General features: G+C 69.4%; 10 protein-coding genes. 6 read left to right on the top strand and 4 right to left on the bottom strand.

What is annotated here, in order from left to right:
• Positions 1-145 precede the first annotated feature (145 nt).
• Both BUB20358_RS26425 and BUB20358_RS26430 read right to left on the bottom strand, forming a co-directional pair.
• Positions 146-2,419, bottom strand: a complete 2,274-nt coding sequence (locus tag BUB20358_RS26425) for a polysaccharide biosynthesis tyrosine autokinase (protein WP_035974003.1) — start codon at positions 2,417-2,419, stop codon at positions 146-148.
• A gap of 55 nt (positions 2,420-2,474) precedes the next feature.
• Positions 2,475-3,707, bottom strand: a complete 1,233-nt coding sequence (locus BUB20358_RS26430; RefSeq protein ID WP_006765781.1) for a polysaccharide biosynthesis/export family protein — start codon at positions 3,705-3,707, stop codon at positions 2,475-2,477.
• Positions 3,708-3,834: 127 nt separating this feature from the next.
• Between BUB20358_RS26430 and BUB20358_RS26435 the strand changes: the two genes are divergently transcribed.
• Positions 3,835-4,275, top strand: a complete 441-nt coding sequence (locus BUB20358_RS26435) for a hypothetical protein (protein ID WP_035974001.1) — start codon at positions 3,835-3,837, stop codon at positions 4,273-4,275.
• Positions 4,276-4,432: 157 nt separating this feature from the next.
• On the opposite strand, the gene BUB20358_RS26440 is transcribed toward BUB20358_RS26435, so the two are convergent.
• A complete protein-coding gene (locus tag BUB20358_RS26440) occupies positions 4,433-6,289 on the bottom strand; it encodes an alpha/beta fold hydrolase (protein ID WP_035975229.1) in 1,857 nt (618 codons plus the stop codon).
• Positions 6,290-6,905: 616 nt separating this feature from the next.
• Here BUB20358_RS26440 and BUB20358_RS26445 point away from each other — a divergent pair.
• The 5 genes from BUB20358_RS26445 to BUB20358_RS26465 all read left to right on the top strand — a co-directional run bounded on the left by BUB20358_RS26445 (position 6,906) and on the right by BUB20358_RS26465 (position 13,708).
• Positions 6,906-8,162 (top strand): oligosaccharide flippase family protein, encoded by a 1,257-nt coding sequence (locus BUB20358_RS26445; RefSeq protein ID WP_035974000.1) that lies wholly within the window; start codon positions 6,906-6,908, stop codon positions 8,160-8,162.
• Between the two features lie 76 nt (positions 8,163-8,238).
• Positions 8,239-9,309, top strand: a complete 1,071-nt coding sequence (locus BUB20358_RS26450; protein WP_035973999.1) for a glycosyltransferase family 2 protein — start codon at positions 8,239-8,241, stop codon at positions 9,307-9,309.
• A gap of 433 nt (positions 9,310-9,742) precedes the next feature.
• Entirely contained in the window at positions 9,743-11,944 is a 2,202-nt protein-coding gene (locus BUB20358_RS26455; RefSeq protein WP_035975228.1) for a glycoside hydrolase family 3 C-terminal domain-containing protein, read from the top strand.
• Positions 11,945-12,356: 412 nt separating this feature from the next.
• Positions 12,357-13,031 (top strand): HAD family hydrolase, encoded by a 675-nt coding sequence (locus tag BUB20358_RS26460; RefSeq protein WP_035973998.1) that lies wholly within the window; start codon positions 12,357-12,359, stop codon positions 13,029-13,031.
• 89 nt (positions 13,032-13,120) lie between these two features.
• Positions 13,121-13,708: an IMPACT family protein gene (locus BUB20358_RS26465; protein ID WP_006765774.1), complete on the top strand. Its 588-nt coding sequence runs from the start codon at positions 13,121-13,123 to the stop codon at positions 13,706-13,708.
• 93 nt (positions 13,709-13,801) lie between these two features.
• Here the strand turns inward: BUB20358_RS26465 and ppk2 are convergent, their stop codons facing one another.
• Complete coding sequence (gene ppk2, locus BUB20358_RS26470; protein WP_035973996.1) at positions 13,802-14,749, bottom strand: polyphosphate kinase 2; 948 nt, start codon at positions 14,747-14,749, stop codon at positions 13,802-13,804.
• Positions 14,750-14,909 lie beyond the last annotated feature (160 nt).

The raw sequence follows: 14,909 nt of genomic DNA on the forward strand, positions 1-14,909 counted from the left end.
ATCGGTCGTATGCGCGCCGCGCGCCGCACGGCGTGCCGCGCGCGGCTGTCGCGGCCGCGCGCGTGCGCCGGCCGCCGGTCGTCGATTCATGATGTCCGTTCCATCCCGTGCGAGGCGCCAGGTGCCGATGCCATGCGTTCGCCGCTCAGCGCGCCGGCGGCCGCGCCGCCATCGCGCCCGCATAGCCGGACGCGGCCTGATGCGTGTTCGTATCGGCGTAACCGTAGTCGTACCGTCCCGGCGCGCCCTTGAAATCGTTGAGGATCACGCCGCGCACGCGAATGTGCGCATGCTCGAGCCTCCGTGCGCTCTCGTCGAGCTCCGCCGTCGTCGTCACGCCGCTGCGCGCGACGAGGAACACGGTGCCGGCCAGCCGGCCGAGCACCAGCGCGTCGGCGACCGGCAGCAGCGGCGGCGCGTCGATCACGACCATGTCGTATCGCGGCGCGAGCCGCTCGATCAGCGCGGCGAGCGCCGGCTGCAGCAGCAGCTCGCCCGGATCCGGCACGACGCTGCCCATCGGCATGAAGTCGATGCCGGGTGCGGCGCCATGGCGGATCGCCTCGTCGTCCGCATGCGTGCCGGCCACCGCGTCGGACAGCCCCGGCGCGCGGCTGTAGCGGAACCGGTCGTGCAGCGAGCCCTTGCGCAGATCGGCGTCGATCAGCAGCACGCGCCGCTTCGCGGCACCGGCCAGCAACGCGAGATTCGCGGCGACGAACGACTTGCCGACGCCGGTCGTCGGCCCGGAGATCAGCACGATGCGGTTCGGTGCGTCGGGCATCGACAGCTGCAGCGTCGTGCGGAAATGGCGCAGGCTCTCGAGCGCCGCGTCGTCCATCGCGAGCGCCGCGACCGGCGGCGCCGGCGCACGCGCGTCGCGCTGCGCGAGCTTCGCGCGCGGGCCGGCTTCGACCGACGCCGGGCTGTGCGGCACCGTCGCGAACACCGGCAGACCGACCGACCACTCGATGTCCTCGGCATCGCCGACCGTGCCGGCGACCCGCTGCCGGATCACGACGACCGCCGCGCCGGCGAGCAGCCCGATCAGCAGCGACGCGACCACCGCCATTCCGCGATGCGGCCCGGCCGGCAGCTCGGCGACCTTCGCCGGATCGACGATCCGCACGGTGCCGCTCTTGCTCGCGCGCGCGATGATCATCTGCTGGCGCGCGTTCAGCAGGTTCGTATAGAGCGCGGTATCGACGGCCACGTCGCGCTGCAGCTGCAGCACGCCCTGCTCGACCGCCGGCAGCTGCTCGATCTGCTTGCGCACGGTGCCGAGCGAGCGCTGCGCGTCGGCCAGCTGCGCATCGACCGCCGCGACCGCCGGATGCTTCGGCATGAAGCGCGTGAGCAGTTCCTCGCGCCGCTGCTGCAGCGTCTGCACGCGCGTTTCGATGTCGACCGACTGCTGCCGCAGCGCGAGTGCCTCGTCGCTCGTGTTCACCGTTCCGTGCGACGCACGGAACGCGTTGAACCGGTTTTCCGCCGCCTCGAGCTGCGCCTTCAGCTGCGGCAGCTGCGCGTCCATGAAGCGGATCAGCTTGTCGGCCGCTTCGGACTTGCGCTGCGTGTTCTGCGCGAGATACGCGTCGCCGACCGCGTTCAGCACGCGGCTGTCGTGCACGGGATCGGGGCCGTCGAGCGTCACGCCGATCATGTTCGACTGCTTGCCGCGCTCCGAAATCAGCGCGTTCTTCTGCAGCCACGTCGTCGCCTCTTCGTCGCCGTAGCGCGTGAGGTCGAAGCGCGCGCCGGGCTCGCCGGCGACGTCGCGCACGAACACGTCGATCGGCCCCTGCGGCGTCTCGACGTGCAGCGGCTGGCCGACGCGGCCTTCCCACACGGGGCCCGTCCTGCCGAACAGGCCCGTGCGCTGCAGCGTATACGTGCCGCCGTTGCCGACGACGAGCGCGAAGCGCTTGCCGAGGTAGCGCTTCGGCACGTCGAACGTCGGCACGTCGATGCGTTCGGTGCCGTACACGTAGCCGCCGGGCAATGGCGTCGACAGTCCGTCGGCCGCATTCACGAGCCGCCAGCCGATCAGCGGCACGTAGTGCGGCCGCGCGTCGACCGACAGGTTCGTGCTCGCGACCGCGCGCGCCATCACCGCGCGCGACTTCAGCACTTCGATCTCGGTGGACGCGTCCGTCTTCAGGTCGAACACCGACGACGGGTCGCCCGGCGGCGACGCGGGCTTCTGCTCGGTCGGGCTCTGCTCGACCTGGAACAGGATGTCGGTCCGATAGACGGGCCGCGCGCACAGCGCATAGATCGCGCCGGCCAGCGCACCGGCGAGCGCCGTGCACAGGATCAGCCGGCGGCCGCCGTACAGCATGTTCCAGTAGCGGCGATACGGATGGGACGGACGCAATGCGGGTGCGTCGTGCGGATCAGGAAGAGTCAGAGCGTTCATACGGCATCGATCCCGTAGGCGTGACGAATCGCGTGCGTGCGATCCGTCGCGAGGTTCACGGCGAAATGGCCTTGGCCGTCAGCGCACCCTGCGCGGACGACGGAATCAGCAGGTTCACGACGCGGCTCCAGCGCACCAGCGACGACGCGTCGACGAACACGACGTCGCGGCGCTGCAGCGGGAACTGGTCGGCGAGCGCGAACGACGTCGGCGAACTGCCGTCGAGGTGATAGACCTGCGCACGGTTGCCGGGCCCGCGGCGCACCACGTACACCTGCCGCGCGTCCGACGTGTACTGGCTGACGCCGCCCGTGTCGCCGAGCGCTTCGCCGAGGCTCATCCGTCCGTCGTTCAGCGTCAGCGTCGCCGGGCGCGATACTTCGCCGAGCACGAACACCTTCGCGTCGGTCGCCGGATGCACGCGCACGAGGTCGCCGTCGCGCAGCAGGATGTTCGACGGACTGATGCCCGCGGCGAGCAGCGCCGGCAGGCTCACCGTGACCGTCTTGCCGTCGCGCGTGACCGATACCGACGAGCGGTCGGCCGCCGGCGTGAAGCCGCCGGCGCGGTCGATCGCCTCGGGCAGCGTCATCGGCATGTCGTTGACGATCTGCAGGCCCGGCGTGCGCACTTCGCCGTCGAGGTACACGCGCTTGCTGCGATACGCCTGGATGCGCAATGCGAGCTGCGGGTTGCGCACGTATTCGCCGAGCCGTTTCATCAGCGTCGCGCGCGCCTGCGCTTCGGTGAGCCCCGCGACGTGCACGAGGCCCGCATACGCGAACTGCACGTTGCCGTTCGCGTCGACCGTGTAGCCGGTCGCGATCAAGTTCGTGCCGACGCCGTCCGCGCTGCCGGTCGTCTGCGTCGCGGGCAGGTTCAGTTCCGGGTGATCCCACACGACGATGTTCAGCACGTCGCCCGGGCCGATCACGTACGGCGCCGGCTTGCCGAACAGCTTGCGGATTTCCGCGTCGACGTCGACCGGCGTCGCTGCGTGCTGCTGCGCGACGAGCGTCGGCGTGATCTCGATCAGCTGCTCGCTCGACACGTTCTGCACGCCTTCGAGGCCGCCGGAGCCGGCGGCGTCCGCGCTCACGCGCGCATTCGCGTCGCGCTCGGCCGGCGGGTGATAGGTCATGCCCGGCGCGAACGCACAGGCGCTCAGCGCGCAGACCGCGGCGGCCGTCGCCGCGCGCGACAGCCACGGCGCGACGCGGACGCCGCCGTGCGCGCGCGATCGCGGCATCCCGTGCGTCGAATTCTTGTTATGCGTAGTGATTGACATGGTGTCCTTCCGAAACTGTGCGGTAACCCGCCGAACGCGGCAGGCTCCGGCTTTACCCTTGCCGGCGCGGCTCGCGATGCGTGGCCGCGCCTTCCTCTTCACCGCACGTCACTCCGTACGATCCGTCATGAACTGCCATCCGCTTTCGCCGCTCGTCTGCATCGTGTCCGCCTGCTTCGCGTGCGCGGCCGGTGCGCAATCCGTATCGGCCGACACGGCCGCCGCACCGGCGTTCGCGTCGTCGGCGCCGCTCGCATCGGTGCGGCCGCAACGTTCCGCGCAACCGTCGCCGGCCGACCCGACCGCCGCCGCAACAGCCGCAACGGCCACAACAACCGCGATCGCCGCATCGGGCGCCGACGCGCCGCGCGCGGCGCTCGCGCAAACGCGTGTCGCGCCGGATGCCGACTCGCGCGCCCGCAGCAAGCTGCGCCGGCCGCTCGTCCCCGGTCGGCCGAGCCGCCCGCGAGTCGCCGAAATGCCGGTCGACGACCCGTGGCGCAGCGATACGCTGTATGCATCGCCGTACGCGACGTCGCCCTATGCACACGCCGGCGATCCCGACTGATGCAGTGCGACGCTCGCGCCGATACCGGATTGGACACCGCGCGGCGCGGCGTGTCTGTGAGCAAGCCCACCGAACGCCGATCCTGACGAGCAATGAAAGCGGAGTTCCGCGATCGCGGCGGCCCGGCGGCCCGGCGACCGCGGCGATGCGTCACGCGTCACGGACGGCTGACCGACACGTTCGCGTAAGGCTGCCCGGCCGTGCCGGCCGCGGCCGGATCGACGGCGCGTGCGGCCGGCCAGCCGGATTCCCGGCTCAGCGCGCGCATGCACAGGTCGATCACGGCCTGCGTGCCCGCCGCGCCGTATACCGCGTGGTCGACTTCCGGCATCAGATGCACGCGCACGTGGCGCGAACGCCGGAACGCGCGCCCGATCGCGCCGAAATGACGCTGGACGTCGTCGATGCCGGGATCGACGGTGCCGTACACGAGCAGCGTCCACACGTTGCGCTGCGACAGCGCACGCATCACGCCGCGCGGCGTGTCGATGTGCGGCTTCCAGCCGAGCCGCGACGCCAGCTCCATCGCCGGCACGCTGATGCGGGAGACGGCGTTCGCGGCCAGCGCGCGCACGATCGGCCGCAGGTCGCGCCGTTCCTGCACGAGCCGCTTCCACTTTCGCGGGTCGCGCACCGACAGCAGGTAGCCGCGCACCGAGTTGTTCCGTTCCTTCTGCACGGCCTCGAGCGACAGCCCGGCCGGCCAGACGAAGCGCGCGAGGTTGATCGCGATGACGCCGCCGAGCGACGGCGTCTTCACCGCCGCATGCAGCGCGGCGTACGCGCCGGAACAGATGCCGGCTGCCGCCACGTCCGGATAGCCGAGCGCGCGCAGCCAGTCCGCGGCGGCCGCGACGTCGTCGATCGTCTGCGTCGAATACACGACGCCCGACTGATCGTCCGGCGCGTCGCGGCCGCTGTCGCCGATGCCGGTCGCATCGATGCGCAGCGTCGTCACGCCGGCGCGCGCGAGCGTGCGCGCCAGGCGCACGCCGAACCGCCCTTCGCCGCTGCGCGGATTGGTCGACGTGTTCGCGATCACGAGTGCCGGGCCGACCGGCTGCGCCGGCCGCGTGTCGGCCGGGCGGCACAGCACGCCGACCAGCCGATCGGCGCCGACCGCGACGATCTGCTCGGTCATGTCGTGCATGTCCAGTGCGGCGGCCGGCTCGCCGTTCCATGCGGCGTCCGCGCACGGCCGCGCGGCGTCGGGCGCCTCGCTGTGCAGCGCGCGCGCGACGATCCAGTTCACCAGCGTGTCGATCGCCGCATGCGGCAGACGCGAGCGCGTGCCGTCGAGCATCGTCGTCGCCCATTCGGGAAACGGGTCGCAGGTCACGTCGACGCCGCGCGCGACCAGCGCGTCGCGTAGCGCGGGTCCGTCGCCCTGCTCCGGCTGGATCAGCAGCATCGCGCCGGGCAGCGTCGGCGCATCGCGCACGACGTCGCACAGGTCCGCCGCCTTCAGCGCATCGACCAGATCGGCCGGAAAGCGATGGCCGAGTATGTTCGTGCACGGCTCGTCGCGCTGCGCGGCACGCACGGCCGGCGGCGTCGTATCGAGCCACTGGCGATGCACGAACGCGAGCTCGCGCAGATACGCGCGCCCACGCACGACCGGCGACAGCGCGGCGACCGCATCGACGCGCGGCAGCGGGTGCGTGTCCGTGCCGAGTGCGGCGAGCATCGCGAACAGCGCGCCCGCGCGGATGCCGACGAGCGTCAGCGTGCTGACGCCGGTTTCGTCGCGCAACAGGTCGATCGCATCACGGATGCTGTCGATGCACGCGGCATACCGGCCGGCGTCGAGATCGTCGCCGGCCGAATCGCCGGCGCACGGATAGTTGAATCGCAGCACGGTGACGCCTTCGCGCGCGAGGCGCCCGGCGATCGCCCGCGTCAGCTTGTGCGTCCACACGGCCTCATGGCCGAGCGATTCGCACAGGATCACGCCCTGCTTCGTCTGTCCTTCGTGCAGCCAGCCCACGCAGCTGCCGAACGTTATCGGCTTCACTCGGTACTCCTCGGATCGGTATTTGTTATCGATGCACGTGCATGGATTCGGCAAGCGCTGCCGGAATGCGCACCGCGTCCGCCGCGCGCGATGCGCTGCACTGCCCCCCAACAGATCGGTCGACGACGCGCGATTGCGACGGCCGGCCGCGTGCGCGTGCATCGCGCACAGCGTTCCCGCAGCCCGCATCGCAGGCCGTTCACGCCGCTCGCGCCGTTCGCACCGCTCGGCACGGTCGCGCATGCCGATCACAGGCCGGCATACGACGATTCCGCACGCGCCAAAACAGTGCATCCGATTAGATCATCGGCCCCCGTCGCGCTTCGTGCGCCAGCTTACAAATACATTCAGCACTACAGCGACACGATGGGGCGCGCGCGGGCGCGATTCGTACCGCCGGCCCGCGCGAATCGGCGAACGGTAGGCTCGCGAACAGAGCGCACGGGTGCGGTCCGTATCATGGCCGCGTTGAGAGGTGGCCGTGTCCGGCATCGCCGGGCGCGCCGGCATGCGCCGGTGCGGGCCGCCAGTCCTGGCAGCCGGGTCAGCGCCGACCGGCCGCGCCTGCGCATCGCGGCCCGCCGCGCTGCGACGTCCCACGGCGCCGATCGAGCGAATGTCAAACCTCAAGAAGAATTTCCTGCTGCTGCTGACGCTGCAGATCTCGATGTACGCGGTGCCGCTGCTGATCGCGCCGCTGCTCACGCACGCGCTCGGCCCGGAGGGCTACGGCCAGCTCGCGTTCGCGCTCGCGGTCATCGCGTATCTGACCAATTGCACGAGCTACAGCTTCGATCTGACCGCCACGCCGCGCATCGCACTCGCCCGCGACGACCGCGCGGAGCGCTCGCGCATCTTCTGGGCGACGCTGTATGCGCAGATCGGCATCGCGGCGGTCTGCTTCGTCGTGCTCGTCGCGCTGACGTTCCTGGTCGGCCGCTTCGCCGAGGATCGCGACCTGCTGCTGATCGGCTTCGGGATGGTGGCCGGCGTCGCGTTCACGCCCGGCTGGTATTTCCAGGGAATGGAAAAGCTGCGCGCGCTCAGCCTGATCCTGTTCGTCGGCCGCGTGCTGAGCCTGCCGGCGATGTTCGTGCTCGTGCACAGCCCGGCCGACATCGACCGCGCGATGATCGTCAATGCCGCCGTTCCGCTTCTGTCGGCCGTCGCGCTGGTCATCTATCTGTATCGGCATCGCGAAGTCGATTTCGTGCGCGTCGGCGTCGCGGACGTCGCCGAGTCGCTGAAAGGCGGCTGGCAGGTGTTTCTCGCGTCGACGTCGATCGCGTTCTACGCGTCGACCAACACGGTGCTGCTCGGCTTCGTATCGGGCAACGTCGCAGCCGGCTACTTCGCGGCCGGCGACAAGCTGATCCGCGCGGCGCTCAGCATGCTGCAGCCGCTGAAGGCCGCCACCTATCCGCGCATCAGCTATCTGATGCGGCATGCGCGCACGGACGCGTTCTCGTTCCTGCGCAAGCTGTTCGTCGTACAGGTCGTGATGGTGCTCGGCATCTCGCTCGCGATCTTCTTCGGCGCGCCGCTCGCCGTGCGGCTGCTGTACGGCCCGGCGTACGAGCCGACCGTTCACGTGCTGCGCTGGATGGCGTTCATTCCGTTCATGGCCGGCATGACCGACCTGTTTGGCGTGCAGACGATGCTGCCGCTCGGCATGAAGGCGGCGTTCACGCGCGTGCTGATGTCGTCCGGCGTGTTGAACATCGTGCTGGTGCCGCTGCTCGCGCGGTATTTCGCCGAACTCGGCGCGGCCGCCGCGGTGCTGGTCGCGGAGGCGGCGGTCGCCGCGGCGCTCGCGGCCGTCGTGTATCGTGCCGGCGTGCCGCTGCTCGGCAGCGCGGTCGCACGGCGCTAGCGCGCGAGCGGCGAACGCATCGCGCGGTGCGCGACACGCTCGCCGCAGACCTGAACCCGCTCACCGGGAGCCGCCGATGACCGATCTGACCATTGCGATCTGCAACTACAACCACGGCGCATATCTGCGCGCCGCGATCGACTCCGCGCTCGCGCAGACCGCGAGCGGCGTGCGCGTGCTGGTCGTCGACGACGGTTCGACCGACGATTCGCGCGACATCGTTCGTTCGTACGGCGAGCGCATCTCGGCGGTGTTCCAGGACAATCGCGGGCAGGTGGCCGCATACAATCGCGCGCTCGAACACGTGCGAACGCGCTACGTGATCCTGCTCGACGCGGACGATCTGCTCTATCCGGACGCCGCGAGCCGTGTGCTGGCCGCATTTGCATCGGGCGATTTCGTGAAGGTGCATTTCCGGCTCGACGTGATCGCGGCGGACGGCACGGCCACCGGCGTCACGGTTCCGCAGTCGCGCGTCGATACCGACTGCGGACGCCTGCTGCGCGCGGGCTGGCTGTACCCGTCGCCGCCCGCGTCGGGCAACGCGTACCGGACGGACGCGCTGAAGCGGATCTTTCCGGTGCCCGTGAGCGCCGACAACCTGCACGGCGCGGACTTCTACGCGATCTACGGAATCGCGCTGCTCGGCGCCGTTCACATGATCGACGCGGTGCTCGGCGGCTATCGCGTGCATCAGCCGGCCGCACGCGCGGCCGGCGACGCCGCATCGGATCTCGCGTTCGCGAATGCGGAGGACGCGGCGACCGGCGCGCTGAAGGCCGGCCGCCGGTGGTCGACGTTGCGCACGGTCGCCGCTGCGCGGCTGCAGGAGTCGCTGCCGGCCGAGCCGTTCGATTTCTCGATCGAAAAAGCGCGCTTCGCGAGCACGCTGTATCGTGCGCCGCTCGCGCGCCGCTGGCGCTGGTTCCTGCGCGAGTCCGCGCGGTATCGGCATACCGTGCTGCGCAACCCGTTCTGGCGCGCGCACAAGAAGCTGGCCGTCGCCGCATTGTCGCTCGCGTGCCTGCTGCCGTCGTCGACGCTCAGCGACCGCGCGATTCGCTACATCGCGAATCCGCTCGCGCGTGCGCGCCGCTCGTCCGCTGCGCAAAGCGCACGCGATACGCCTACGCGGGCGGCCGGCTGACGATCGATTCCGCACTTCGATGCGCGCGCAACGAACGTGCCGCTGCCGCTCGAACCCGCATCCCGAGGTACTTCTTACTGCGCTGCACCGCCGCAATCGGGAACGTTGACAGCCTTTTCGCGGCGTCGCGCGAGCGCGTCGAATAAAGATCGTACGGATCGGTAGAAACACCGATGCTGTAGTCAAACTACATTCCTACCATTAGTCGCTGCAGAGAATCGCTACAGCGAATTCCGCAGCGTCGGGCGGCCCGTGCGTCGCCGACCGCGTCGGTCGTTCGGGCCCAACCGGCCGTCGCGATTCCCCGCCCGGCGTGACATGCGGACGCGCGCTCACCCCGCATCGCCAGCCGAATGCGTTCGGTGCGAATCCACCGGACGTGCGCAGCTCCAGAATCATCCGAACAACCGGCAATACGATCATGGAGAGCAACATGCGGGACAAACTCTGGCCGGCCGCCGTGCTGGCGGCGGCCCTCTGCACCGGTGTCCATGCGGGCACGACCGATTTCCCTTCCGCCGCGGACGCCGCCGACGCGTTCGCATCGAGCGCCGCGCAGCGGCGCGCCGAGCTGCTCGTACGCAAGATGACGCTCGACGAGAAGCTGCAATTCATTCACTCGCAGTACGAGATGTCGAAGGTGCCGGGCGGCGGCGCCGGCTACATCCAGGGCGTGCCGCGGCTCGGCATTCCCGATCTGAACATGGTGGATTCGGCGACCGGCTCCGGCAGCACGTCGCTCGCGAGCACGACGTTCCCCGCGACGATCGCCGTCGCCGCAAGCTGGGACCGGCGGCTGTCGTACGACTTCGGCAAGCAGATCGCGATTCAGTTGCGCGCGCAAGGATTCGGAATGGGCCTCGGCGGCGGCACGAACCTCGCGCGCGAGCCGCGCGGCGGCCGGCTGTTCGAGTATCTCGGCGAGGATCCGCTGCTCGCCGGCGATCTGCTCGCCGAACGCACGCTCGCCACGCAGCGGCAGAAAGTGATCGCGACCATCAAGCACTACGCGGGCAACGAGCAGGAGCATGGCCGGATGGGCGGCAACAGCCAGATCGACGAGCGCACGCTGCGGGAGCTGTACCTGCTGCCGTTCGAGATCGCCGCGAAGCGCGCGCGGCCCGGCAGCGTGATGTGCAGCTACAACCGGCTCAACGGTACGTATGCTTGCGAGAACAACCATCTGCTGAACGACGTGCTGAAGAACGAATGGGGCTTCGAGGGCCAGGTGCAGTCGGACTGGGGCGCGACGCACAGCACCGCGGCGGCGATCAACGCGGGGCTCGACGAGGAAGAAGACGTCGGGCCGAGCGTGTATCTGACGCCGGCCGCGGTCAAGCAGGCGATCGCGAACGGCTCGGTGTCGATCGCGCGCATCGATGACATGGTCCGGCGCAAGCTCGCGGTGATGATCCGCGTCGGCGTGATGGACGATCCGGCCAAGCCCGGCGGCACGATCGACTTCGCGGCCGCGAACCGGTTCGCGCAAGCCGTCGCCGAGCAGTCGATCGTGCTGTTGAAGAACGACGGCAACCAGCTGCCGCTCGTCGCGTCGGCGCTGTCGCGCATCGCGGTGATCGGCGGCCATGCGGATGCGGCCGTGCTGTCCGGCGGTGGCTCCGGCAACACGCGCGATCCGGTCACCGGCTCGTTTGCCGGCTGCGGCGGCCTCACGTTCGGTTCGTCGACCGGCTGCAGCTGGTGGCGCAATCCGTGGCTGAAGGTCGACGTGCCGATCGTCGCGGCGATTCGCGCGCTCGCGCCCGCCGCGCAGGTCACGTTCGCCGGCAACAGCGACCAGCAGTCGCCGTTCCGCGCGTACACGCAGCAGGAGATCGATCAGGCGGCCGCGCTCGCGGCCCGCTCGGACGTCGCGATCGTCGTCGTCGCGCAGCCGGCCGGCGAGGATTTCGGCGAGCTGCAGAGCCTGAGCCTCGCGAATCCGTCGAACCAGGACGCGCTCGTCGAAGCCGTCGCGCGCGCGAATCCGCACACGATCGTTGTCGTGCAGAGCGGCAACCCCGTGCTGATGCCGTGGAAGGACCGCGTGTCGGCGATCGTCGAGGCGTGGTATCCGGGCGAAGGCGGCGGCAAGGCGATCGCGAACGTGCTGTTCGGCGCGGTCAATCCGTCCGGCAAGCTGCCCGTCACGTTCCCGGCGCGCGATCAGGACACGCCGACCTGGGGGCAAAACGGCGCGTTCGAAAGCGATCCCGTGTACGCGGAGAAGCTGAACATGGGCTATCGCTGGTACGACGCGCACAACATCAAGCCGATGTTCGAGTTCGGCTACGGGCTGTCGTATACGCATTTCGCGTATTCGGGGCTGTCGGTGTCGAAGCAGCGGGACGGCTCGCTGAGCGTCGCGTTTACCGTGCGCAACGACGGGCGCGTCGCCGGCGCCGAAACGCCGCAGGTCTATCTCGGCGTGCCGTACAAGGACGAACCGCCGAAACGGCTGGTCGGCTGGGAGAAGATCCGGCTGAATCCGGGCGAGGCGCGGCACGTTCGCATCACCGTGTCGCCGCGGATGCAGAGCGTGTGGGACACGTCGCGCAACGGCTGGCGCTATGTGCCGGGCGGGACGGTGTATGTCGGTGCGTCGTCGCGCGACATCCGGTTGCAGGGGAGTTGAGCGCCGGCGTGCCGATGCCGACCGGAGCGCCGCAACGACGGGCGCGGCGCTTCCGGTCGCAAGCGTGATGCGGCCGTTGTCGCGAAGCGCGCCGCGCACGCAATGCGGTTCGACACGTCGGGCGAACGAGCATCGTTCGTTCGACGTGCCCGATTCGACCGGCACGTCGCGACGATGTGCGCACTCGGCGCATCTCGGTGGCGCCGCGCTCGTTGCACATAACCGGCGTCGAGCCGGCGTTCCGCCCGCGCGTCCGGCACACCGTCGCAATACGACGCAATCTCCGCGGCACGCGCGCACGGCACGCGTTCGATGCACGTCGAGCACCGGCGTTCGACGAACCCGGCAGATACAATTGCATCCGGACCGCCTCAAACGGTTCGTTCTCGCAACACTGAAACGGGAGATTCGGATGCGCATTGAAACCTCATTTCTCTTCGACCTCGACGGTACGCTCGTCGACAGCGTCTATCAGCACGTGCTCGCGTGGAAGGAAGCGCTCGACGCCGAGGGTCTCGAACTGTCGGTGTGGCGCATTCACCGGAAGATCGGCATGAGCGGCGGTCTGTTCCTGAATCAGCTGCTGCGCGAGACGTCGGAGAACATCGACGCGGATCGCCTCGAGCGGCTCGCCCGCCTGCATGCGGCCGCGTATCAGCGTCTGCGCGCGCAGGTGCGCCCGCTGCCGGGCGCGACCGAGCTGCTCGCCGCGCTGTCGGACGCCGGAATCCGCTGGGCGATCGCGACCAGCGGCCGGATGGAAACGGCAAGCGTCAATCTCGACGCGCTCGGCGTCGACGCGACGAAAGCGGTCGTCGTCACCCGCGATCAGGTCAAGTACGCGAAGCCCGATCCCGATCTCTTTCTCGAAGCCGCGCGGCGGCTGGACGTGCCGATCGAGCATACGGTCGTCGTCGGCGACAGCATCTGGGACATGCTCGCCGCGAGCCGCTGCCGGTCGCTCGGCGTCGGCCTGCGCTCCGGCGGATACGGCAGCGACGAACTGCAGCAAGCGGGTGCGCTGCGCGTGTACGACGATCCGGCCGACCTGCTGTGGCACCTCGATGAAGTGGCCGCACGGCCGTAAGCCGCGCTACGCAAAGCAGACCAATCGCACGAATCGACAGGGCCGAGCCGTCAGGCGATTGAATTTGACGAATCGAATCGCTCCGATACATGACGTACACCCTCGCCGCCCCGTACACGCACGAACTGGAAATCCGCAAGAGCCGCTTCATCGCGCACGCGATTCCCGTCGACGATCGCGACGCCGCGATGCACGCGCTGCAGCGCCTGCGCGACGAACATCCGGCCGCCACGCACGTGTGCTGGGCGCTGCTGGCCGGCGGTCAATCGGGCATGTCGGACGACGGCGAGCCGTCGGGCACCGCGGGGCGGCCGATCCTCGAAGTGCTGCGCCATCACGATCTCGACGGCGTGCTCGGCGCGGTCGTGCGCTACTACGGCGGCGTGAAGCTCGGTGCAGGCGGCCTGGTGCGCGCGTATACGGATGCGATTGCGTCGACGCTGCTCGACGCGCAGCGCGTCGAGCGCGTCCGTCAGACGCGCGTCGCAATCGAAATCGGCTACCCGGACGAAGCGCGCGTGCGCCGCTGGATCGAACAACACGGATACGAGCTCGTCGACAGCGCGTACGGCATGACCGTGAAGCTCGTGATCCGGCTGCCCGAAACCGCGGACGCGCATGCGCGAACCGAACTGTTCGATCTGACGCAAGGCAGATCGGGCTTCTCCGACGCGTAACGAACGCACGCGAACGCGCGGCGCGCGCATATCGAACGACGCGCGGCACGCCGTGCCGCCGATCGCTTCACCGATCGAACGCGCGGCGCGCGCTCAGTAAATCTCCGGCACGATCATGTCCTGCGGCACCGGACGCCGGATGTAATCCTCGTGATGCTCGCGCTGCGGCAAGTCGATCGTCGGACGCGGCACCTCGTGATAAGGCACCTGGCTCAGCAGATGATGGATGCAGTTGAGCCGCGCGCGCTTCTTGTCGACCGCCTGCACGACCCACCACGGCGCCTCCGGAATATGCGTACGCTGCAGCATCTCTTCCTTCGCGGCCGTATAGGCCTCCCAGCGCCGGCGGCTCTCGAGATCCATCGGACTGAGCTTCCACTGCTTCAGCGGATCCTCGATCCGGTTCCTGAAGCGCGTCTCCTGTTCGTGATCGGTGATCGAGAACCAGTACTTGACGATCTGGATGCCGCTGCGCACCAGCATCTTCTCGAACTCGGGCACCGAGCGGAAAAACTCCTCGTATTCGTCGTCGGTACAGAAGTTCATCACGCGCTCGACGCCCGCACGGTTGTACCAGCTGCGGTCGAACAGCACGATCTCGCCGCCGGCCGGCAGATGGGCGACGTAGCGCTGGAAATACCACTGCGTGCGTTCGCGGTTGCTCGGCGCGGGCAGTGCCGCGACACGGCACACGCGCGGATTCAGGCGCTGCGTGATGCGCTTGATCGCGCCGCCCTTGCCCGCCGCATCGCGCCCTTCGAAGATCACGACGAGCCGGTGTCCGGTGTTCACGACCCAGTCCTGCAGCTTCACGAGTTCGCCCTGCAGCCGGAACAGCTCGCGGAAATACTGCTTGCGCGCGTCGCGACGCTCCGGCGAGAACAGCAGATTGTCGTCGCCGTCGAAGCGGCGATCGTCGAGCTCCATCTCGAGCTCTTCGTCGTATGCGTCGACGAGATCTTCCTCGAAGCGGCGCCGGCGCGCCTGCCTCGATTCCATTTCGGCGCGCTCGCTTTCGGTGCGGGTATCGTTTTCGCCCATCGGGGGCCTCCTTCCGGCATTGACGCAGACTCCGGCCATTATCGCGGCGTCGCGCGTCAAATTGATGAAAGACCGCCGGTCAGGCGTCGAGCAAGCGCCATGCCGAGCCCGCACCGAGCCCGCACCGAGCCCGCACCGAGCCCGCACCGAGCCCGCACCG

The organism is Burkholderia dolosa, from assembly GCF_902499135.1.
GTDB classification, from domain to species: Bacteria; Pseudomonadota; Gammaproteobacteria; order Burkholderiales; family Burkholderiaceae; genus Burkholderia; species Burkholderia dolosa.